The following is a 22,852-nucleotide window of genomic DNA, read 5'->3' on the forward strand; positions in this document are numbered from 1 at the left end:
AAAATGAGAAAAGATGTTATAGAAAAAATTTTGACTTTAAAAAATGAGAAAAATGCTGTAATACTTGCCCACTTTTATCAGGAAGCGGAAATCCAGGAAGCAGCTGATTTTGTTGGTGACTCCCTTGAACTTGCAAGAAAAGCCACGGAAATTGAAGCAGATATCATTGTAATGTGCGGTGTTTATTTCATGGCAGAAACGGTAAAAATTCTAAATCCTGATAAAAAGGTTTTAATCCCATATCCGAAAGCCGGATGCCTCATGGCAGACATGGTCTTAGAAGATGAGCTAAAAAAATTCAAGGAAGAAAATCCTGATTATGCAGTTGTTACCTATGTAAACAGTACAGCTGAAGTAAAAGCACTATCAGATATATGTTGCACATCTGCAAACGCAGTTAAAGTGGTAAACTCCCTTGACACCGATAAAATTTTGTTTACTCCTGACAGGAATCTTGGAGAGTTTATTGCAGAACAGGTTGAAGGTAAAGAGATAAAATTGTGGCAGGGATACTGTCCCGTTCACGAAAAAGTTCCTGTAGAAAGTGTAAGATTGCTTAAAAAAATGCATCCTGAAGCTGCAGTTCTTGTTCATCCAGAATGCAAAAAAGAGATAAGAGAACTTGCAGACTTTGTAGGCAGCACATCAAAAATTATTAACTTTGTAAAAGAAACTAAAAAGGAAGAGTTTATAATTGGAACAGAAATGGGAATTATTCATCAACTAAAAAAGGCAAAACCGGAGGGGAAGTTTTATCCTGCATACCAGCAGTTTATATGCGACCAGATGAAAATGATAACAGCCGAAAGGCTCATAAACTGTTTAGAAGAAGAGAAGTATGAAGTTGATGTAGATAGAGAAATAGCTGAAAAGGCAAAGATAGCTATAGATAAAATGCTGTCAATAAAGTAGAGGAGGCAATATGCCGTCAGATAAAAGATTTGAAGTGAAACAGAGCTTACTATTTATGGCGATACCTGTAACGATTGACACTGCAATTCTTATAGGAGCTATAATTTCTCACGGAATATTGAGATTCCTGCTTCTTGGAATTCTTGTTGCCCTCCTATACCTTCTATATAAACAACTAAAACCGACCCTTACCAATTTTAAATTTATAATGACTCCAAAATTCATCAGAATAGAAAACTTTAAGGGAGATACAGTAAGAGAGGTTGACTGGAAAAAGGTTGAAGCTGCAGCCGCAGGTTATAAAGTGGCATTTAAAAAAATCTACTTCTACAATTTCTACTTCAGGATTAAGAAAGAGGAAGACCTTATTTTTGCGGTAACTTCAACCCAGCCTGACCTTGCTGCAAAGTTTCAACAGTTTATAAAAGTTTTTGTAAGGAAAAAGATACCTATACAGATAGTAAAGCCGTAAGCAGGGAGAAAATAAATGAAAGAATCCTCTGTAAAAATTGTTCTTACATTACCGAAAGAAACATGGGATAAACCTGTAATATATAAATTGATTAAAGACTACGACCTTGTGGTTAATATTTTAAGGGCTGAAATCCTGCCGAAAATGGAGGGCTCTGCTGTCCTTGAACTTAATGGAACTCCTGAAAAGATTCAGAAAGGCATAAACTTTCTAAAAAGCATCAATGTAAAAATAAGACCTTTAGAGCTTGATATAATAAGGGAGGATGAAAAGTGTATCCACTGCGGTGCATGTATAGCCCCGTGCCCGACAAACGCTTTTCATCTTAATATCGAAACGTTTAAGGTGGAGTTTGACAAATCAAAATGTGTCGGATGTGGCCACTGTATATCCGCATGTCCGACAAGGATAATATACTCACCAGATTTTTAGGAGGTAGAGTGTTTCAACTTCTGCTCGTTTCTCTTTTAATCTTAATAGTTATGCTGTTCCTCTTTTCTCTCAAACTTTACTTTTTAATTGATGGATTTTCTACAAAACTGAAAGAGATAGATACAAGGCTTTTAAAGATAGAAAAGGAACACTTTGAAGTTAAAACCCGTCTTGAACAGATGGACAACCAGTTTAAAATGACACTGCAAAAACTTAAACAGTTACAGGGAGACTAAGTAATGAGGGACTTTATTTCTATGCTTGATATTACAAAAGAGGAGTTAAAAGATCTTCTAAAACTTACAGAGACTCTAAAAGAAAAACAGAAAAAAGGTGAAATATTTGAGCCTTTAAAGGGAAAGACTCTTGCACTTATTTTTGAAAAACCTTCTACAAGAACAAGAGTTTCCTTTGAGGTTGGAGTAATTCAGCTTGGAGGCCACGGAATCTACATGGATACAAGAAGCTCTCAGCTTGGTAGAGGAGAGCCGATAAAAGATACTGCAAGGGTTCTTTCAAGGTATGTGGACGGTATAGTGATAAGAACATTTAAACAGGAAAGAATTGTTGAACTTGGAAGATATTCAAAGGTTCCCGTAATCAATGCACTTTCAAACGAAGAACATCCCTGCCAGATTCTTGCAGACCTTTTCACAATTAAAGAATACTGCAGGGATTTTAAAGGACTTAAAGTTGCATTTTTAGGAGACGGAAACAACGTCTGCAACTCCTGGCTTATAGGTGCAGCGATGACAGGAATTAACTTTTACGCAGCAACACCACAAGGGTATGAACCGTCCGAATTTTACATAAAAAAGGCAGAAGAGATTGCAAAAACAACAAGTGCAGAAATAGTAATAACAAACGACCCTGTTGAAGCGGTTAAAGAGGCTAACATCGTTTACACAGATGTTTGGGCAAGTATGGGACAGGAGGAAGAAACCGAAAAAAGAAGAGAGATATTTATGCCGTATCAGGTTAACAGTGAACTGTTAAAACATGCAAAACCGGACGTCCTATTTATGCACTGTCTCCCAGCTCACAGAGGAGAAGAGGTAACAGAAGATGTGATAGAAAGCTGCCGCTCCATCGTGTGGGATCAGGCAGAAAATAGACTTCACACACAGAAAGCACTTCTTACAATGCTTATAAGATAGGGGGAGAAAATGGGAAAAGAGCTTATTGTTAACATAAAAAGTCCTGACCAGAAAACGGTAATAACAACAGCACTTGAATCTGGAGTGACAGCGCTTTTACTTGAAAAGGGTGGAAGTAAAACTGTTAAGAAGTTAGCAAAAATTAAAACGATTGCACCAGACGGAGACTATAAGCTTGGTGAAGATTTTGTAATAGTTGAAATAAAAAACAAAGCCGACGAAGAGGAAGCTGCAAAACTTCTAAAACAGGGAAGAAATGTAATAGTTAAAACAACTGACTGGACAATTATCCCGATAGAAAACCTGCTCGCCCAGGGAGAGAATCTTTACGCATGGGTAAGAAATAGTGAAGAAGCAAAAACAGCGATAACAATACTTGAAAAGGGAACAAAGGGAGTTGTTCTTGATACAGAAAATATAAACGAAATAAAGAAAACAGGAGAAGTCATAAGACTTGCCGGCGAAAAAGTAAATCTTAAAAAGGCAAAAATAGTGAGAGTAAAACCTATCGGTATGTGCGACCGTGTATGTATAGACACAGCATCCCTGATGGAAAGGGGAGAAGGAGCACTTGTCGGTAACTCTTCAGCCGGAATGTTTCTCGTTCATGCTGAAACAGAGTCAAACCCTTATGTTGCAGCAAGACCTTTCAGGGTTAATGCAGGTGCTGTTCATATGTATGTAAGATTACCTGGTGGAAAAACAAAATACCTATCAGAAATTGAAAGCGGTGATGAGATAATGATATACAACTACAAAGGAGAAGGCAGAATAGCTTACGTTGGAAGGGCAAAGGTTGAAAGAAGACCTATGCTTCTTATAGAGGCTGAAACAGAAGACGGAAAGAAAGTTGCAGGAATTCTCCAGAACGCTGAAACCATAAGGTTAACCACACCAGAAGGAAAACCGATATCTGTTGTTGAACTAAAACCTGGTGATGAGGTTTTAGTATATACAGAAAAACCGGGAAGGCACTTTGGAATGAAGGTTGAAGAAACGATAATTGAAAAGTAGGAGGAAAGATGGACTTTTTTAAAGAGTTCCTTGCAGATGTTCCAGACAGCGGATTTTCAGAAGATAAACTTTGTGATATATATGTTCAAAGAATATTTGAAAACCCTGAAGATACAAAAAGGTTTAAATGGGGCGTATCAGTAATGAGATTTACAGGGGATAATCTGGAGGAAGCAAAAACCCTTGCAACCTTTAACAACTACAAACTCGCCCTTGACTTCGCAAAAAAAGTAAAAGAAGTCTTTTCAAATAAAGGATATGAAACATACCTGAAAGGAGAGATTGACGAATGAAAAGATTCCTTGTAACAGGCGGCGCCGGTTTCATAGGTTCAAACCTTGCATTGGAATTAAGGAAAAGATATCCGGATGCTGAAGTTGTGGTTCTTGACGATTTCTCTTCTGGCCACTTTAAAAATCTTATAGGGTTTGACGGCGAAATCATAACAGGTTCAATAACAGACCCTGAAACTGTAAAAAAAATAGAAGAAAGAAACTTTGATGTTATATTTCATCAGGCGGCAAACGTTGACACAACAGATACAAGACAGAAAGAGATGATGGAAGTGAATTGCGAAGCGTTCAAAACTATCCTCCAAACCGCTCTTAAAAACAACTCCTCTATAATATACGCTTCTTCTGCTGCTGTTTATGGAAACGGCGAAGTTCCTATGAAAGTCAACCAGAAGCTGCTTCCTGAAAACGTTTACGGCTTTTCAAAGTATGCAATGGATATGGTCGCTTATAAGTTCATAAAAGAACACCCTGAGATTCATATAGTGGGACTCAGATACTTTAACGTTTACGGTCCCAGAGAAACCTTTAAAGGAAAGATGGCAAGTATGGTTTTAAAACTTGCAGTTCAGATAATGAAAGGGAAAAAGCCCAGACTTTTTAAGTGGGGAGAGCAAAAGAGAGACTTTGTTTACGTAATGGACTGTGTAGAGGCGAACATAAAGGGAATGGAATCTGAGAAAAGTGGCATTGTAAACGTCGGAACAGGAAAGGCAAGAACATTTAACGATGTGGTTAAAATAATAAAAGAGAGTCTTGGAATAGAGGTTGAAACCGAATATTTTGACAATCCTTATAAATTTTATCAAAACTATACCGAAGCAGACCTCACAGAAACAGAACAGATACTCGGATGGACTCCAGAGACACCAATAGAGAAAGGAATCCCTGAATACATAGAATGGATAAGGGAAAACGTTGATTTAGATGAAATCGATTTTTAGAAGGGGATTTAATCCCCTTCATACTCGTCTTTAAATTCTCTTTTTATTCTGAGTAACTTATCTTTTCTTTTAAAAACAGCATTTACTACATCCTCATCAAACATCTTTCCTATGTTCTCTTTCAGAAATGCAAAAACTTTTTCTTCTGGCCACGCTTTTTTATAGGGTCTATCAGAAATTAAAGCATCAAACACATCTACAACACATGCTATACGCCCGTATATGGAAATCTCTTCTCCCTTTTTCCCATAAGGATAACCTGAACCATCCACCTTCTCATGATGCTCAAGAGCTATCAGTGCGGCAATCTGCAAAAGTTTGCTTTTACTTCCCTTTAAAATTTCATAACCGATAATTGTATGCTGCTCCATAATTTTTCTTTCTTCATCTGTAAGCTTACCTGGTTTGAGAAGAATGGAATCGGGAATACCTATCTTTCCTATATCGTGCATCTGTGTGGCGAGAAAAACTGTTTCAAGTTCCTCATCAAGACCGAGATACTCTGCTATCTCCCTTGCATAAAGTCCCGTTCTTAAAATGTGATTTTTTGTCTCCCTGTCCTTAAACTCAGCAGCATGGGAAAGTCTTAAGACCGTATCTTTATAAGCGTTATTAAGCTCTATATAAAGAGCGGCATTTTCTATCGCAGAGGCAGCATACCCGCTTAAAAGGGTTAAAAGGTCTTCATCCTCCTCAGTAAAATCACCCTTTAACTTATTTATAGCCTGAAAAACTCCTATAACTTCCCCTTTTCTATTTATAAGTGGCACTGCAAGGATATTTCTTGTTCTGTAACCTGTCTTTGCATCAACACTTTTTTCAAACCGGGAGTCAGAATAGGCATCGTTAACTATCAAAGATTTACCGTTTCTAAAAACCCATCCTGCTATTCCCTTATCCCAGGGAATCTCTATCTTTTTAACACCGTGAGCCACTATAGTCCAGAGCGTTTTGTTCTCAGGATTTGAAAGAAACAAACTGCATCTGTCAACCTCCAGAATATCCCTTGCAACATCAGAAAGAAGTGAAAGAAGACAGTTTAAATCCTTCTCCCGAATAATTTCCTCTGCAAATTTAAGAAGTATCTGAAGCTTATTCATACCTTTATCCTTTGTCCATCATAAAGAGAAAAAATTCCACTTTTTTCCAGCTCAACCTTTATTTCATCAGCAAACGGATATTTAAGATGGTATGCGTATATATTCAATTTCTCTTTTGCCGAAAACCTTTCAATATCTTTGATAAGCTCATCAGAATTGTAATGAAGGGCAATTGATGAAAGCTCTCTCCTCTCAGACGGATAGGAAACATCAACAAAAAACGCTTTTATCTCTTTTTCTGCCAGTAAAAACCTCCACATTTCATCACATCTATATGTGTCTCCTGAAATCATTACCCCTTTCCCGTTTCTAAAAATAGCATATCCGTTCGTTTTCACAGTATGGTTTGCCGGAGTTGGGATAACGGTATAATCCTCAAATTTAAACGGGCAAAACAACTTAACCTCTCTTAAAACAACAGCAGGAGCATCATTCTCAAGTTTTAATTTATCAATTTCAGGCCATACCTTCCCATTAAAAAGATGTCTGTTTAAAACATCAATCACCTCATCATTACCAAAAACTGTCAAAGGCTCTTTTCTAAAATCCTCAAAGGGAAAGACATCAATAAAAAATGGTAAATCTTTTATATGGTCAGCGTGACAGTGAGTCAGAAAAACAGCTTTTACTTTATCAAGTTTCACATCACCTGAAAAAAGAGCTCCACAATCAATCACAACAATATCATCAATAACAAATGTTGACAGATTCATTCCAGGACGTCTTGAACCAAAAGCTCCCGCCACATACACTTCCATAAATTAAACCTCTTTACTGCACTTTATAGAGATAGTAATTCAAAGTATAGTTTCCACTATCATTACAAAACTCCACTGCGTATATAAAATCTGGCTTATAAGGTTCCACATACTCGTAGTAAGGTAAATTAACGTCAATGCTCCAGGTGTCGTTCTGAGAACCGTAATAGGAATCAAGAATGTTAAAGCTACAGGTTCCATTTCCATTAAACAAAATCGGATCCCATGTTAAATATCCTGTCCAGTTACCACCAACAAGATCAAGAGTAACATTTTCTACACCAAGTTTGTTAACCGTCAGGGCTGTTTGTTTCTTTACACCGCTTTTATAATCAACAGCTGTTAAAGTTACGCTGCCGCTCATATTTAATAGCCTTACAATCGGAATTCTTCCTTCAGTCCCGTTTACCAGAAAACGCTCAAGTTTCTTGCCATCCGTAGCAAATCCATCAGCAACAGCACCACTCCAGGACGCAACAATTTCAAAAGAATCAACGCTTAAAGGAAGAGAACCTCCATCTGTAATTGAATCGGGAAACTTAAACAACTGCTCAAAAGCACCGTTAGAATATCTGTAAACCTTACCAACCCCGTAAGTGTCATTATAACAGTAAATCTTTAAAAGGGACTCTTCAGGCGGTAGCTCTCCTTTTATAAAAACAACGTCAGATGCCACTTTCCTGTAAACCTTCAATGGCTGCTTTAACCCTTTAAATATCAGATACTCTTCCAGCGGAGACCCTGAAGAAACAGGTGCAAAAAACTTTCTATTCTCATTTTTTAAAAACTCAACATCGCAGAAATCAAAAGCATAATCAGCATTAACCTGCAGAACAAAGCTATTACTGTCAATCCTGTAATCAATCCAAACATCAGGTATACCAGATATATCCTGAAAATCAACATTACCAGAAACGGTAACTGGAGACTGAACTCTTACAAACTTTCCGTCTGAAGTAACTCCCTCAAAAACACTTCTGTCTCCTGTTTCTGGAAGATAACTGGAAGAGTAACTTAAATAACCGTCCACAGTTTTAAAAGGAGCAGTTAACCCAACCTTACCTGTTAAAGAAGTTAAACCGTCAACATTATAAGTATCAAAAAGAGCTACAGGATATAAAGAAGTGGCTTCTCTCAAAGCGGAAAAATAGGTTGCATTAAGATTAAGCTTATTAACTCCGAAAAACGAAAGATAGAACGGCTCTGGCAAACTTTCCGAAAAAGAAAGTCCAAGCTCTGTTAAAGAAGAAGAGGTTTTATTAAAACCAAAAGAGGTAAATATTAAATTTCCATTGTCAATAAAACCGCCTTCAGGGAAAAATAGAACATCTGAAAGATTCTCACTGATTGAAAAGTTTCCTGTAAAGCTGTAAAAAATAAAAGGAGCTGGATAAAGATTCCCCCTGTAAACACCTGTTATAGCAACTGTTCTGTTTGTAAACTCCAGAAGGGATATAATTTCCCGGGTATCATTATAAACTCCTTCAGAGACTGTTATCAACGTATCATTTTCTGTTCTTTCAATAGAAACATCATAAGTATACATTCCCTCAAGGTGCTTTGTAAAAAGAACCATACGATAACCTGTAGTGCCATCAAAATCGTAAAGTGAAGATGTAAATCCGTAAAGACCAAACGGAGCAGATAGATACTCAGAGGATTTATCAAGGTCTGAATAATAGAGATTTAAATCAACCTTTTCCTTCTTTCCGAAAATGGAGAAACTTTTATCTCCGTATGAGAGAAACTCTTTCCAGATAACTTTTGTAACATTTTGATACTCATTATCTACCGGAACATCAAGAATATAACGGGTTGTAACGGTAAAATTATCATCTACAGGCTTAACTCCATCACCGTTTATCTCATAAACTGCATCTCTAATCAAAGGATACTCTCCAGTAGTTATACCACCAGAAACCCCGGAAATGTTAAAGAGAGGGGAGAGAGAAAGATTTATTGCAGTATTTTCTGTTACCTCAGCCAGGCTATAACCTGAGTAAACAGGATAAAGAGTGCCTTCAACATCCCTGTAAACAACAAGCTCAACCACCTTTTTACCTTCAGGCACAGTAAGAGAAAAGGTATGTTCTCCAGCAGAAAGACCACTCCACTCCTTCATAATAGGAGTATCAAGGTCAACGCCATCAACCACAACCCTGACCGTATAAAAAAAAGTCCCCTTTTTCACAGGTATTTGCGCAGTAATAAAAAGATTAGCGCTAACCTTTTCAGACTCATAGCTACCTGAAAACCAGCATCCTGAAACTATCAGAAGGGAAATAATTAAAAAAGTCAACAAAACTTTTCTCATGGCTACATCCCTTCTATAGAGGTTTCAGGGATTTCTACTTGAACATTAAGATTATCTTCTTTCTCTTTTACCTCTATACTCTGAATCACGTCTTCAGCAACATCAGCAGAAACCACAGGATAATCAACAACGGTATAAGTTTCTACTTTCTTCCCGTCCATCGTGGAACTTTCAACAATATTCTTTACATTATCAACTCCTACGTGTTCAGGAGTTGTTTTCTCCTTTCCCTCTATCCTCACAATAGAACCACTGCCAAGAATTACTCTTTCCCCTGTAAAGAAGTTTTTCACTTCCACAACACCTTTTAAAACAGCAACTAAAACCCTTTCAAAATTAACGTCAACGAGAAATTCAGTTCCCTTCACACCTATAAGAGCTATAGGAGTTTTAACATTAAAAGCGCCGGCGGTCCTTCCAGAAACCCTGTAAATCACCCTGCCAAAAGGAAGAGACATGTTAGCTTCTCTTTCAGGAATATACTTTTCAACTATAAGGCGGGTTCTCTCTGCAAGAAACACCTCAGTATTGTCAATAAACTTTATCTGTGCCTCACTCTTCCTTTTTGTCCTTACAATATCACCAACGTCAACTTCTCCGTTTAAAGTTTTCCAGGAAACTCCCTTAAATCGCCCCTTTTTAACTATATCAACCTTTCCTTTAGCATAAGTTACTCTTCCAACTGCAGCAAAGGAAATAGAAGGAACAAGTATAGATAAAAGAATCAAAAACCACCCTTTCATGTTCCACATCCTTTAAAACAGTTTCTTTAAACCTGCACTTAAAACGTATCTCGTATAATCGTTTTCAAGATTTCCATCGGCAAAACTCTTCTCAAATTTAACACCACAAACAAAATCAACCAGCTTAAACCTGTAAATACTCTCCATATACACCCCGGGAACAGCAGACTTTGAACCTTCTGAGTAAAACTTAACCTTTAAATAAGGAAATCCCTGAAAAACAGCTTTGCCAATCTTCCTTTTAAATTTGATCTCTCCCTTAATCTTAAATCTCTTAACATCGTCCCCATACCACTTGAACTCAGAAAATAAGTTCCAGGAAGACTTTTCAAAAAGTCCTTTCAAGACAAATGCACTTTTCTCTACATCAGCAAAATTTCTCTCATATCCACCACTCCATCTGAAATAACTGTGAAGAAACGGTTTAGCAAAGCCCAAATCTGCCCCCAGAAGGTATGAAGCTTTATCGGTATAAACGTAGTAAACCTCACCGGTTCCTGTAAACCGGTTTATCTTCCTTCCAAAGAATCCCCTAACCATATAAAAATCAAACCTGTCGTTATTTCTGTCATTCTGAACAAGAGAATAGACCTTTAAACCTGTATAACCTGAAGGAAAAAAGAAAGTTGTACCAATATCAATCTCAGAAACAAAACCTGAAATTGAATACGGCTCAGCATCAAGGTCTTCTGGAAGTAACAAAATATTGGAATCATATTTCTGGGTAAAAGATACAACTGTTTTCAACATTTTAAGTCCAGATAAAGCTGCCACCTGCTCGGAATTTTCAAACGTTGACAACAGTTCGTCTGGATTCTCCCCCTCTTTAATCATTGACCTGATAACAAGAATTTTTAGATTTCCAGAAAGTTCAATACCTCTTTTCCGAAGCTCCTTATAGACCGCTATAACATCTCTATACTTTCCCAAACCATAAAAAAGCCTTATAAGAACTTTCCCTTTTTCAGTAGAAGGAGAGAGAAAAAAAGATTTTTTGATAAGCTCCGTTCCCCTGGCATACTCACCAACCATAACATAGGAGTAACCAAGATAATATAGAGAATCTGCGTCAAGGATTTCCAGAGGTTTATCTTTTAAAATCCCAACTATCTCATCGTAATCTTCGTTTAAGAACATCTCTTTCACAGAAGCAAAAGAAATTTTCGGAATAAGGAGAATTAAAAGAACAGCAATAAAACGTTTTGCCACACCCCTCATGAAATCACCCAAAATAAATTTTATAATTATTTCATTATTGATTATAACATACTATTTCTTGTAATAGGTTACAACCCCTTCCCAATTTTCAGGAGGAGAAACCATAAAGTTTTTACATCTTTCAATCATAATTCCAGCAGGCGGAAAATCTGCCACCTTTTCAAAAATAGCAAGTGCTTCTTTAAACCTGCCCATCCTGTAAAGAGATAAAGCCTTTTCATAAAACTCTTTTATCTCCTCACTACCATCTCTATCAAGAAATGTGAAAATTCTTACAGGATGTTCCTTTCCCTTTACCCTGACACTATCAATCTCTACAAACCTGAAAGGAAACTTATCCTCATCCACCCTAAAACGTGTAAACTGAGATACAAGAACCTGTGTTCTGTAAACCTTGTTAAGCCCTTCAAGCCTTGATGCAAGATTAACCGTATCTCCCATAGCGGTGTAATCAAACCTTTTCTTTGAACCCATATTACCCACAACAGCCTTACCGCTATTTATTCCAATCCCTATACCTATTTCCGGAAATCCCCTCCTTCTTAAATCTTTATTTAAACGTTTCATCTCTTTAAGCATTCTGTAAGCAGCAAGAACTGCCATTTCTGGATGATTTTTAACCGAAATTGGAGCGTTCCAGACAGCCATAATCGCATCGCCTATATATTTATCAAGTGTTCCCTTACTGTTAAGAATAATCTCTGTAAGAGGAGTAAAGATAAAATTTATAAGCTCAACCAGTTTCTCCGGTTCCATCTTTTCAGAAAGAGAAGTGAAATTTCTTATATCTGCAAAAAGCACCGTTATGTCTCTTTTTTCACCGCCTAACTTTAACCTTTCAGGATGCTTTACCATTATCTCAAGAAGTTCCCTGGAAACGTATGTACCAAACATACTTTTAATAAATCTTGCTTCTCTTGTTTTGCTGGCGATAGAGTAAATTTCAATAAAAAATACAGAGAGAAAAAGGAAAAGGTATATGAAAAAGAGCCAGGGAAAAGATATCTTCAGCACATACAGAAAAATAGAAATAAGAAAAACAGCTATCCCAACCAACCCATAAAGAAAAAACCTTAGATATACACTTCCAACATAAAAGAAGAGAAAAAGAATTAATAGTGCAAAAATAACAGATAAAGCAACATCAATCTTTATATCGGGAAATACAAAATCACCGTTAACAAAATTTGAAATAAACGTAAGATGAAAGTATGTACCCGGGATAAATCCAATAGGCGATGGCTTTATATCGGTAATTCCAGCTTCAGAAATCCCAAGAAGAACAATTTTTCCGTTTATTCTGTCAGGCGGAACCTTTCCATCATAAAGATCAACAAATGAATAAACATTTTCTCTGTAATTTTCAAATTTATAAAAATTAAGTAAAACACCTTCTCTGTCAAAAGCCACTTTTCTATCACCGATTGAAATAACACCTTCTTTTGAAATAACAGCATCTTTTCCATAATAAACCCTTAAAACCTGAAGCCCCAGAGAAGGATAAACCTCTCCATTAAAGATAAAAACAGGTTGATAATGCCTTATTATCTTGTCCCTATCACTTAAAACATTAAGAGTCCCAGAGAGAAAACAACTCTCTGTAATAGACAGAATGTTGGCCTCTACGTATTTAAAAACTCCAGCATCTATCACATCAGGCACATTTAAAAGAGCTGAATCGGAAAGAGTATCCAGAATCTCATCGTCAGGATTTTCCGAAGCTTCAGGTCTCAAAAAAAACCCGCACACCACATTACCGTTTGAGGCTACAGCTTCAGAAAGCTTCCTGTCATTTTCTTCATCTGTGGTTTCAGAAAACACCATATCAAGCCCAACAACCTTTGCTCCTTTAAGCTTTCTTATTCCATCAGCAACGATTTTCCTATTCCAAGGCCACCTTCCAAAGCGGTTAACACTTTTCTCATCAACCAGAATTAAAGTAATATCATCTGAAGGTTTATTTTTATTAAAAGAATAAAATACATCTCCTGTTTTAAGTGCAAACTCATAAAAAGGAGAGATTTTAAAGAAAAAAACAGCTCCTGTTATAAAAGCACTTAAACAGAAAAGAATAAGTACAGGCAGGAGCTCCTTTTTAAGAGACATCTCAAACTCTCTACATAAAAGTTTTAAAACTCAAAATCATAGTCATCATCCCCCTCATCAAAAGTGAAATCTGGAGGGGAGGAACTTTCCTTATCTTCCATCTCCATAATGATAGGAGCTTCTTCTTTAAAAGGCTCTTCCCTATCTTTGTCATTTACCATAGGAATCTCTTGAAGATTCTCAAACCTTGTAAGCTCTTTAATAAAGGAAAGAGTAACTGTTCCTGTAGGTCCGTTCCTCTGCTTGGCTATTATAATCTCGGCAATTCCCCGCTCCTCTGGAGGTGGTTCTTTTTTATAAACCTCAGGCCGATGAATAAACATTACAATATCAGCATCCTGCTCAATACTTCCACTCTCTCTTAAGTCGGCAAGCTGAGGTCTTTTATCTGAACGGTGCTCCACCTGTCTTGAAAGCTGAGAAAGTGCAATTACAGGAATGTTAAGCTCTTTTGCAAGAGCCTTTAAAGACCTTGATATCTCAGAAACTTCCTGCTGACGATTCTCTGTTTTCTTTATTCCCCTCATAAGCTGAAGATAATCAATAATCACAAGGTCAAGACCGTTTTCACTCTGCAGTCTTCTTGCCTTAGCCCTTAAATCAAGAACAGAAATACCTGGTGTATCATCAATATAGATAGGAGCTTCCTTAAGAGAATCATAAGCCTCAAGAATTTTATCAAGGTCGGCAGGTGAGAGAAATCCTGAACGTATCTTATTCAGGGGAACTCCTGCAGCCTGAGCTGCAAGCCTTTTAACAAGCTGGTCTTTTGACATTTCAAGAGAAAATATGGCAACCGATTTTCCCCGCTCAACGGCAATGTTATATGCAAGGGAAAGTGCAAAAGCAGTTTTCCCCATAGAAGGTCTTGCTGCTATTATTATCAAGTCAGAATCGTGCAGTCCCGATGTTTTCTGGTCAAGGTCTGTAAACCCGGTCGGTATTCCAGTTACCATAGATTTCCTTACAGCAAGTTCTTCCATCTCCTTCACAACTTCAGGAATAATTTCAGATATTGGAACAAGAGAGTTGGTTAACCTTTCTTCGGAAACAGCAAAAACCCTCTTCTCCATATAATCTATCAAAACGTCCGGGTCGGGAGTCTCCTCCATTTTCTCTTTCACATCCTCCACTATCTCATCTATTCTGCGAAGAATGGCTTTATCCTTTACAACCTTACAGGCAGATTCAAACTTTTCGTAATTATCAAGGGCAAACTCAACCATGTGAGCAAGGTATTCTTCCCCACCTATCTTCTCAAGAAGACCTCTCTTTTCAAGTTCATCCTTATAGGAAATCTCATTAAGGTCCGTTTCACTGTAACCTTCTGCAATAAGCAGTCTCAAAAACTTAAAAAACACCTTATGTTCATTTTTAAAAAAATCGTCCGGCTCAAGAAGCTCAACAGCACGAAATGCAAAAGCCGGTTGAACTATCACTGTTCCAAGAACTGAAAGCTCAGCTTCAATATCAAAAAATTTCATAACAGTCTCCCTTTACTTACTGCTGGTCATCAAATCTAAGACCCTTTTCAGCAAACTCAACCGCCCTAAAAATAGCTCTGGCTTTATTCTTAGTTTCTTTTACCTCAAGATCTGGATCTGAATCAGCAACTATCCCCGCACCAGCCTGAACATAAACCTTATCCCTTCTGACAATTGCTGTTCTTATCGCTATAGCCGTATCCATATTCCCATCAAAGGAAAAATAACCAACAGCACCGGCATAAACCCCTCTTTTTGAAGGTTCAATCTCCTCAATAATCTCCATTGCCCTAACTTTTGGAGCACCTGAAACCGTTCCAGCAGGAAAACACGCCTTCAAAACATCAAAAGCATCAAATCTCTCCTTCAATCTTCCAACCACATTTGAAACTATATGCATAACATGGGAGTATCTTTCTATCACCATCAGGTCTGTAACTTTCACACTGCCTTCTTTCGCAACTCTGCCAACATCATTTCTCGCAAGGTCAACAAGCATTATATGTTCAGCCCTTTCCTTCTCATCAGAAATAAGCTCTTTTTCCATTGCAATATCTTCTTCCTGCGTTTTTCCCCTTTTTCTTGTTCCTGCTATAGGTCTTGTTTCTATTACTCCATCTGTCACCCTAACAAGAACTTCAGGAGAAGCGCCAACAATCTGAAAATCGCCGTAATCAAGATAATACATATAAGGAGAAGGATTGATGAACCTTAAAGCTCTGTAAAGAGTGAGAGCATCACTTTTAAACGATTTTTCAAATCTTCGTGAAAGAACAACCTGAATAATATCTCCGGCTTTTATATACTCCTTCGCCTTCTCAACAGCTTCTGCAAAATCCTCATCAGAAAAATTCACACTCCAGTTAGCCACTGAATAAGATACAGAAGGCGGATTATTCAAAATTTTATCGTTTAAAAGAGAATCCTCTATATCATCAAGAAAACAGTTAACCTCTCTATAAATCTCTTCTAACGAAGAATAATCCCGCACAATCAAATAACCTATCAACTTCACCGTTTTTGAAACATTATCAAAAATCACCAAAGCACGGGGTATTGAGAAAACCATATCATAAAGCATTGAATCTTCTTTATTTTTTTCCTCCACCATACCCACTCTCGGCTCAAAAAATTTTACAGTATCATAACCAAGATAACCGAAAAACCCTCCCCACATCCTCGGGAGACCTTCCATTTTAAAAGGGATATACCTTTTAAACTCATTCCTTAAAACTTCAAGAGGGTCTGTTTCTATCTCTTTAACCTCTATTCTTCCGTTTCTATTTATCTCAACAAACCTTTCCTTACTTTTCACCGTAACAAGGCTTCCTATCCCTATAACAGAATACCTGCCCCACTTCTCCCCACCTTCAACACTTTCAAGCAGAATATTTGCTCCAAGTTTTTTAAGCTTAATAAAACTTGAAAGTGGCGTTTCAGTATCAACAAGAAGCTCTCGGTATATAGGGATAAGGTTATACCCTTTATCAACTATTCTCTTTATCTCCTTCACAGTCATATCTACCCCGTTAAAGTTTAATTCTTTCAAAATTATACCTTTTAAAGGTAGAATTATTTTCCCAATTTCTATAAATTACTATCTACACAAAAGCTAATCGGAGGCTTTAAAATGTCTAAAAGGATTCCACTTGAAAAGGTTGTTGAGAAGGTCGGCAACTACTATGAAACCGTTCACGTTGCAGCAAAAAGGGCAAGGTTTCTCTATGAACAGGATTCTTACACTTTTGGTGTTGACGTAAAAGGCGAGAAACATAAAAAAACTGTTATTGCTCTCCTGGAAATAATGGAAGGAAAAATCTGTCCAAAAAGGGACTGATATAGATGAAAGGAAAAATCGTTGAAAACAGACCTTTAACAGGTAAAGATTTTCTTCTTACCATAGAAATTTGCCCTGAGATAGTTGAAAAGGTAAAACCCGGACAGTTTGCAATGATTGATGTCAAAAAACCGCTACAAACAGACCCTCTTCTTAAAAGACCTCTTGGCATATTTGATACTGATAAAAACAGAGTAAGCTTCATCTACAGAGTTGTCGGGCGGGGAACTAAACTTTTAACGGAAATGAAAGACGAAGTAGATGTTCTGCTACCGCTCGGGAACCATTTTAAAGATGAAAGAGAGAAATATCTATTTATTGCCGGCGGTATAGGCATTGGTGGTATTTTTTTAGCTGCAAAAACGTTTCACAGAAAAGGGAAAACGGTAAAAGTTATCTACGGCGGCAGAACAAAAGATGACCTATCTGCATTACCGTTTCTTGAAAAGTACCACATACCCTTTATCCCTGTTACAGAAGACGGTAGTTTTGGAGAAAAGGGACTCGTTACAGATTTCTTAAAAAGTTATAAAAATTTCAGATGGATAGCGTGCGGACCTAAAGGAATGCTTAATGCTGTAAAAAAAATTGCCGAAAAAGAGAATATTGAATGCTATCTCTCTATAGACACAAGAATGGCATGTGGTGTTGGAAGCTGTCTTGGATGCGTCATCAAAACTCCGGAAGGATATAAAAGAACGTGTGTAGAAGGCCCAATATTTAAAGCAAGTGAAATAGACCTTTAAGAGGTTTAGATGTCAGATATTTTCAAAAAAATAAAACAGGAATGGCTTAATAGATGTGTAAGGTGCGGCTCCTGTAGAAATGTTTGTCCTGTATTTAATGCTACTTTTGAAGAACCATCTGTATCAAGAGGAAAAATCTCTCTCATAGATTTAATCAAGAAAGGACACGGGAAACTTGATAGAGAAGCAGCTTTAATATTTAAAAAATGCACCACATGCTTAAGATGTAACGAAATATGCGCAATGGATGTTCCTTACGAAGATATAATCATCACAGCAAGAGAGATAGCAACAGAAAAATTTGGACTCTTTAAAGAAGAAATTGCAGCAACTACCGCTTTAAAAAATGAAAATCTCCTTGACACAGCAGGAAATTTCTCACGGCTTGCATATTTACTGTTTAAAAAATCAAAAAGTCCGGGTAACCTTGTTTCAAAGTTTCCTATACCTGGAAAAGGAACAGCAGCGCTGCCAGAAATTAAGCCGGGAAAATTCAACTATAAAGACAGAACATTCAAGCCTGCACGTGAAAAAACAGGAAAACTTATATACTTTCCCGGTTGTATGTTCAGTAGAGCTTATGTTGACACATCTAAAAATCTTGTGAGAGTTTTAACAACTCTCGGATATGAAATATTTGTCCCTTCAAACATAAACTGCTGCGGTGCCCCTTCTCTTCATGCTGGAGATAGAAAAAGTTTTGAAGAGCTTAAAAATAAAAATGTAGAGATTCTCAACAGTATTAACGCTGATGGGATTGTAACAGGCTGTGCTACATGCTGCCACAACTTCAAACACAATTATAAAGAACTAAACAAGCCGGTTTACCAGTTTATTGAAGTAATTGAAAGACACCTTGATGAAATTTCAAAGTGGAAAACAGAGAAACCTATAAACATAACATGGCATCATCCCTGCCATATAGTAAGAGGGCAAAACCTACCAAAAGACCTTCCAGAAAGAATTTTCACCTCCATAAAAGGAATCACTTTTGTTAAAATGGATGAAGCTGATAACTGCTGCGGAATGGGAGGTTCTTTTAAGATGGTTCACCCGGCGGTTTCAGACAGAATTCAGGAAAGAAAAGCACTAAACATAATAGCCACAGGTGCCGATAATGTAGTTACAGAGTGTCCCGGCTGTATAATGAACATTACAGAAGGTCTTGAAAAGAAAAGGGCAAATACAATATGCACACACACTGCAGACATTCTTGCAATGTGCATAGAAAAATAACTTTAAAAGGTGCTTATGGATTGGAAAAGACTTATCGTTTTCTTATTTATATTGCTGCTAACTTTAAGCGGATGTAAGAAAAATGAAGAAATAAATATCCTTTCAGATGAAAAATACCTTTTGCTTCCATTTTATATAGAGAAAACTTACGGTAAACTACAAATTGAAAATACACCTATAAACCTTTTTTCCACATCAAACAGTGCTAACTTTATTAAGCTTTTAAACCTGAGCAAATATAATGTGATAATTACTGACAATATAACTTTTGACTTTATTAAATCAAACGACCATTCCTGGATAAAAATATGCGAAATTGCAGTTAAAAAACCTGCTGTTTATAAGCTTGTAAGAAATAAAACCGAAAAGTTTAACGATAAAACATACGCCCTCAACACTCCGCTTTACAGGAAATTTGCAGACAAGAATACAATCTTCATTGATACTACAGATGAATTGTTCACAAAAAATAAAATTTATTTCAAAAAGATTAAAAAAGGGTTTATACCGGTAGAGAAAATTGGAAGAGTAAAGTATTACTTGTGTGTGAGAGAAAATTCTGTTGCTTTCAAAAGCAAAAATCTCAAAAATTTATTAATTTTATATAAAGACGGATTAATTTACACAAAAGATCCGGCAGTAGTAAAATACGTAACCCAAACAAGCAATATAAAAACCCTAAAAGAAATAGATTTTATAAACTGTATTTAGCAGAGGATAGTTTGCTTTATGAAAAAGAAACTGAACATAGAGATAACAAAATTCTGGCTGTTACTTTTAACATCAATTACAGTATCAGGACTCATAACACTCTTTTCCTATTTTCTGGTTAAAGCTGGTGTAAAACCTTTCATAAAAAATAATGTTATTAATCTCGTTAAAAAAGATCTTGAATCAAATGCAATTCTGGCAAAAGACAAAGACGATTTAAAATCTTATCTTTTAGAGCAACTACCCTATGTAAAGAAAGTTTACATAGAAAATATTCCTTTTAACATACCTGAAAATTCTACAAAAACAGTAATAAAGACTTTAAATTGCACAGTAATTTACAAAAAATTCATATTTCCAGATGGAACTCTTCCTGTAGCAGTTAAGGTTGACTGTGAAAAAATAGAAAAAGAAGCTTCCTATTTTGCAGGAAAAATAAGTGCCTTTGAATTTTTCATCGTTCTTATGCTTCAAATTTCTCTACTTTTCGCTATACGAGATCTTTATCTTAACCCCCTACGAAAAATAAAAAAAGATATAGAAAAAATATCAGCTGGAAAACTGACATTTCTCCCTGTAAAAGGTAATGATGAATTTGAAAATATAAGAAAAACAATCAATAAAATGATAAAAAACATAAAAGACAAAAATGTTAAAGAAGACATAATGTATCAGTTTATACATTTATTAACTGCTGGAAAAGGTTTTAACGGGGAATTTATAAGCCTTATAAAAAAGCTGTTAGAAGCAAATAGAATTGACGGAACTATAATAGGTATAGCCAGGCGTCCTGACAAAATGGAAATAAGAATTATTACCCACGACATAAAGGAAACAAAGCTCATTTCAACAAACGAGCTTGATGGAATTCAAAGCTACATGAATACATCCCAGAAAGAGATAGAATTAACGGAAGATAAACTTTCCTATCTTAGCAAAGAGGAAAAAGCTCTGGGAATAAAGTATCTCTTCGGTGTTCCACTTTCAATTTTTTCAAAAAACAACGGCTACGTAATATTTTTCAGAAAAGAAAATACACCTTTTAGTGAAGAAGAAAAAACATACTTAAGAAATATCGCAAAATCTATTGCAGTAGCAGCAGAACTTAAAGAACTTATAGAATCATTGGAAGAGAAAATCAAAGAAGAAAAGGAACTTCTCCAATCAACCATTAAATCCATGATAAGAGGTATAGAAATAAGGGATTCCTACACAAAGGGACATTCTGAAAGGGTTGCCTATCTTTCAAAAGAGATAGCCAAAAACATGGGTTTTCCTGAGAAAGAGTGTGAAAAAATTTATCTTGCTGCACTTCTCCACGATATAGGAAAAATAGGAATTCCTGACAGTATTCTCCTTAAACCGGGAAGATTAACAAAGCAGGAGTTTGAAATAATCAAACTTCACCCTGTTTTAAGCTATAAGCTCCTAAAAGATATTAAACCTCTGGAAGACATACTGGAAAACATAAAGTTTCACCATGAAAGAATTGATGGAACAGGATATCCTGAAGGACTAAAAGGGAACAAAATTCCTCTTGGTGCAAGGATAATTGCCGTTGCTGATTCCTTTGATGCAATGACAAGTGACAGAATCTACAAAAAAGGAACGGAAAAAGAAAAAGCCATACAGGAAATAGCAAAACTTGCTGGAACTAAATATGACCCGGAAGTTGTACACGCTGCCATTCCTGTCCTTAAAAAGGATATTCCTTTTGAAATAAAAGGACAACTATTTAAAGAGTTTTCAGAACTTGAGAAAAGAAGGCTTGATTATTTCTTTAGAGACGCGCTTACCGATGCCTACAATAGAAACTATCTGCCTATAATTTTCAACTCTCTAAAAGAGAAAAATAAAGAATTTAAAGTAGCAAGTGTTGATATTTTAGGATTAAGAAAGATAAATCTTGAAAAGGGGTGGGAATATGGGGATAGTATCCTTAAAAAAGTTAAAACCGCCCTTGAAGAAGCTCTAAACCCGCTGGCAATAATACGGTATTCCGGTGATAATTTTGTCCTGTTCCTTGACAAAAAGCTAAAAGATACAGAAGTAAAAGAGAAATTGGAAGCACTGGAAGAGCACTTAAAAGCGATACTGAGTGTTCATATATTAAAAGAGGAAGAAATAGAAACACTTGATAGTTTAATAGAAACAATTACCCGTATAGAAACAAAAGGTTATTAACTCTAAATCTTGAAAAATCACTTTTGTGTTTTAATTTATCACTAAAATTGTTCAGGTATGGAGGAAAAATGCTTATAGAAAGGCTGCAGGAATTAAAAGAAGAGTTCAGCAAAGTTAAAGATAAATTTGAAGAACTTCGGGGGTATTTTTGACTTAGAGCAGGAGGAAAAAAAACTACAAGAACTTGAAAAAGAGATGTCTTCTCCTGACTTCTGGAACGACAGAGAAAAAGCCCAAAAAATATCTCAGGAGAGAAACCGCATAGAATCCGAAATTAAACTGTGGGAATCTCTTAAAAACTGCCTTGAAGAAGTTGAAGTTCTGTTTGAAATGGCTGAAGAGGAAAATGACGAATCAATACTTGATGAAGCAGAAACAACATTAAAAAATCTTAGAAAAGAACTTAAAAAAGTTGAAATCAAAACACTTCTGTCTGGAGAGATGGATAAAAACAACGCCATCATAACAATCCACGCCGGAGCAGGCGGAACAGAAAGCTGCGACTGGGCAGGAATGTTGATGAGAATGTATTTAAGATGGGCTGAAAAGAAAGGTTTTGAAACGGAAATTATAGACCTTCAGGAAAATGAAGAGGCAGGAATAAAAAGTGCAACAATAGAGATAAAAGGACCTTACGCATACGGACTTTTAAAAGCAGAACACGGAACCCACAGGCTTGTTAGAATCTCTCCGTTTGATTCAAATGCAAGAAGACACACATCTTTCTGCGGTGTAATAGTTGTGCCTGAAATTGAAGATGAAATTGAAATAGAAATAAAAGATGAAGATTTAAGAGTAGATACATACAGAGCTTCTGGAGCCGGCGGACAGCACGTAAACAAAACAGATTCAGCTGTAAGAATAACTCACATTCCCACAGGTATAGTTGTCACCTGTCAGAGTGAACGCTCTCAGATTCAAAATAGAATGAGAGCCATGAAAATACTGAAAGCAAGACTTTACGAACTTGAAATGAGAAAACGGGAAGAAAAACTTGCACAGGCAAAGGGAGAACACAAAGAGATATCCTGGGGAAATCAGATACGCTCCTATGTGTTTCAACCGTATCAGATGGTAAAAGACCACAGAACGGGTATTGAAACATCAAACATCAATGCAGTAATGGATGGTGACATAGACCAGTTTATAGAAGGATACCTGAAACAGAAAGCAGAAACAGCAAAATAAAGA

General features: G+C 36.5%; 22 protein-coding genes. 14 read left to right on the top strand and 8 right to left on the bottom strand.

Translation table 11 applies throughout. The annotated features are described in order from the left end of the window. Nucleotides 1–3 precede the first annotated feature (3 nt). The 8 genes from nadA to rfaD are packed head-to-tail and all read left to right on the top strand — an operon-like array spanning nucleotide 4 to nucleotide 5,224. A complete protein-coding gene (gene nadA, locus CHB58_RS03780; protein WP_089322780.1) occupies nucleotides 4–912 on the top strand; it encodes a quinolinate synthase NadA in 909 nt (302 codons plus the stop codon). Nucleotides 913–922: 10 nt separating this feature from the next. After that, nucleotides 923–1,384 (top strand): hypothetical protein, encoded by a 462-nt coding sequence (locus CHB58_RS03785; RefSeq protein ID WP_089322781.1) that lies wholly within the window; start codon nucleotides 923–925, stop codon nucleotides 1,382–1,384. A gap of 15 nt (nucleotides 1,385–1,399) precedes the next feature. Beyond that, nucleotides 1,400–1,816, top strand: a complete 417-nt coding sequence (locus tag CHB58_RS03790) for an NIL domain-containing protein (protein ID WP_089322782.1) — start codon at nucleotides 1,400–1,402, stop codon at nucleotides 1,814–1,816. Nucleotides 1,817–1,824: 8 nt separating this feature from the next. Next, nucleotides 1,825–2,052 (top strand): hypothetical protein, encoded by a 228-nt coding sequence (locus CHB58_RS03795; protein ID WP_089322783.1) that lies wholly within the window; start codon nucleotides 1,825–1,827, stop codon nucleotides 2,050–2,052. A gap of 3 nt (nucleotides 2,053–2,055) precedes the next feature. Next, nucleotides 2,056–2,973, top strand: coding sequence for an ornithine carbamoyltransferase (gene argF / locus CHB58_RS03800; RefSeq protein WP_089322784.1), 918 nt, complete (start codon nucleotides 2,056–2,058; stop codon nucleotides 2,971–2,973). Between the two features lie 9 nt (nucleotides 2,974–2,982). Continuing rightward, entirely contained in the window at nucleotides 2,983–3,987 is a 1,005-nt protein-coding gene (locus tag CHB58_RS03805; protein WP_089322785.1) for a 3-dehydroquinate synthase II, read from the top strand. Between the two features lie 8 nt (nucleotides 3,988–3,995). Further along, nucleotides 3,996–4,280, top strand: a complete 285-nt coding sequence (locus CHB58_RS03810; protein ID WP_089322786.1) for a hypothetical protein — start codon at nucleotides 3,996–3,998, stop codon at nucleotides 4,278–4,280. Further along, nucleotides 4,277–5,224, top strand: a complete 948-nt coding sequence (gene rfaD, locus CHB58_RS03815; RefSeq protein ID WP_089322787.1) for an ADP-glyceromanno-heptose 6-epimerase — start codon at nucleotides 4,277–4,279, stop codon at nucleotides 5,222–5,224. The genes CHB58_RS03810 and rfaD overlap by 4 nt, the downstream gene beginning before the upstream one ends. An 8-nt stretch (nucleotides 5,225–5,232) precedes the next feature. Here the strand turns inward: rfaD and CHB58_RS03820 are convergent, their stop codons facing one another. The 8 genes from CHB58_RS03820 to trpE are packed head-to-tail and all read right to left on the bottom strand — an operon-like array spanning nucleotide 5,233 to nucleotide 16,466. Beyond that, complete coding sequence (locus tag CHB58_RS03820) at nucleotides 5,233–6,324, bottom strand: HD-GYP domain-containing protein (protein WP_089322788.1); 1,092 nt, start codon at nucleotides 6,322–6,324, stop codon at nucleotides 5,233–5,235. Continuing rightward, nucleotides 6,321–7,082: an MBL fold metallo-hydrolase gene (locus tag CHB58_RS03825; RefSeq protein ID WP_089322789.1), complete on the bottom strand. Its 762-nt coding sequence runs from the start codon at nucleotides 7,080–7,082 to the stop codon at nucleotides 6,321–6,323. Before CHB58_RS03825 ends, CHB58_RS03820 begins: the two co-directional genes overlap by 4 nt. Before the next feature lie 13 nt (nucleotides 7,083–7,095). Beyond that, on the bottom strand, nucleotides 7,096–9,396 hold the full coding sequence (locus CHB58_RS03830) for a hypothetical protein (protein WP_089322790.1): 2,301 nt from the start codon (nucleotides 9,394–9,396) through the stop codon (nucleotides 7,096–7,098). 2 nt (nucleotides 9,397–9,398) lie between these two features. Continuing rightward, nucleotides 9,399–10,139 carry a FecR family protein gene (locus tag CHB58_RS03835; RefSeq protein WP_180706425.1) on the bottom strand — a complete coding sequence of 247 codons (741 nt, stop codon included), beginning with the start codon at nucleotides 10,137–10,139 and terminating at the stop codon, nucleotides 9,399–9,401. Nucleotides 10,140–10,151: 12 nt separating this feature from the next. After that, a complete protein-coding gene (locus CHB58_RS03840; protein ID WP_143340996.1) occupies nucleotides 10,152–11,348 on the bottom strand; it encodes a hypothetical protein in 1,197 nt (398 codons plus the stop codon). 60 nt (nucleotides 11,349–11,408) lie between these two features. Continuing rightward, nucleotides 11,409–13,463, bottom strand: a complete 2,055-nt coding sequence (locus tag CHB58_RS03845; RefSeq protein WP_089322793.1) for an adenylate/guanylate cyclase domain-containing protein — start codon at nucleotides 13,461–13,463, stop codon at nucleotides 11,409–11,411. A 23-nt stretch (nucleotides 13,464–13,486) separates the two neighbouring features. Next, entirely contained in the window at nucleotides 13,487–14,947 is a 1,461-nt protein-coding gene (dnaB, locus tag CHB58_RS03850) for a replicative DNA helicase (protein ID WP_089322794.1), read from the bottom strand. Nucleotides 14,948–14,963: 16 nt separating this feature from the next. Further along, on the bottom strand, nucleotides 14,964–16,466 hold the full coding sequence (gene trpE / locus CHB58_RS03855; RefSeq protein ID WP_089322795.1) for an anthranilate synthase component I: 1,503 nt from the start codon (nucleotides 16,464–16,466) through the stop codon (nucleotides 14,964–14,966). Nucleotides 16,467–16,577: 111 nt separating this feature from the next. Here trpE and rpoZ point away from each other — a divergent pair, with 111 nt between their 5' ends. The 6 genes from rpoZ to prfB all read left to right on the top strand — a co-directional run bounded on the left by rpoZ (nucleotide 16,578) and on the right by prfB (nucleotide 22,849). Next, a complete protein-coding gene (gene rpoZ, locus CHB58_RS03860; protein WP_089322796.1) occupies nucleotides 16,578–16,784 on the top strand; it encodes a DNA-directed RNA polymerase subunit omega in 207 nt (68 codons plus the stop codon). Nucleotides 16,785–16,789: 5 nt separating this feature from the next. After that, nucleotides 16,790–17,530 (top strand): dihydroorotate dehydrogenase electron transfer subunit, encoded by a 741-nt coding sequence (locus CHB58_RS03865; protein ID WP_089322797.1) that lies wholly within the window; start codon nucleotides 16,790–16,792, stop codon nucleotides 17,528–17,530. 9 nt (nucleotides 17,531–17,539) lie between these two features. Further along, the gene (locus CHB58_RS03870; protein WP_089322798.1) at nucleotides 17,540–18,766 is read left to right on the top strand and encodes a (Fe-S)-binding protein; all 1,227 of its coding nucleotides are present in this window, start codon (nucleotides 17,540–17,542) and stop codon (nucleotides 18,764–18,766) included. A gap of 15 nt (nucleotides 18,767–18,781) precedes the next feature. Beyond that, nucleotides 18,782–19,477 carry a hypothetical protein gene (locus tag CHB58_RS03875; protein WP_089322799.1) on the top strand — a complete coding sequence of 232 codons (696 nt, stop codon included), beginning with the start codon at nucleotides 18,782–18,784 and terminating at the stop codon, nucleotides 19,475–19,477. An 18-nt stretch (nucleotides 19,478–19,495) separates the two neighbouring features. Continuing rightward, nucleotides 19,496–21,661, top strand: coding sequence for an HD domain-containing phosphohydrolase (locus CHB58_RS03880; protein ID WP_089322800.1), 2,166 nt, complete (start codon nucleotides 19,496–19,498; stop codon nucleotides 21,659–21,661). A 68-nt stretch (nucleotides 21,662–21,729) separates the two neighbouring features. Then, a protein-coding gene (gene prfB / locus CHB58_RS03885) for a peptide chain release factor 2 (RefSeq protein ID WP_219350068.1) occupies nucleotides 21,730–22,849 on the top strand; the annotation gives its coding sequence in 2 pieces (ribosomal slippage) (nucleotides 21,730–21,807 and nucleotides 21,809–22,849; 1,119 coding nt in all). Nucleotides 22,850–22,852: the final 3 nt, after the last annotated feature.

Origin of the sequence: Desulfurobacterium atlanticum (assembly GCF_900188395.1) — a bacterium.
GTDB lineage: Bacteria > Aquificota > Aquificia > Desulfurobacteriales > Desulfurobacteriaceae > Desulfurobacterium_A > Desulfurobacterium_A atlanticum.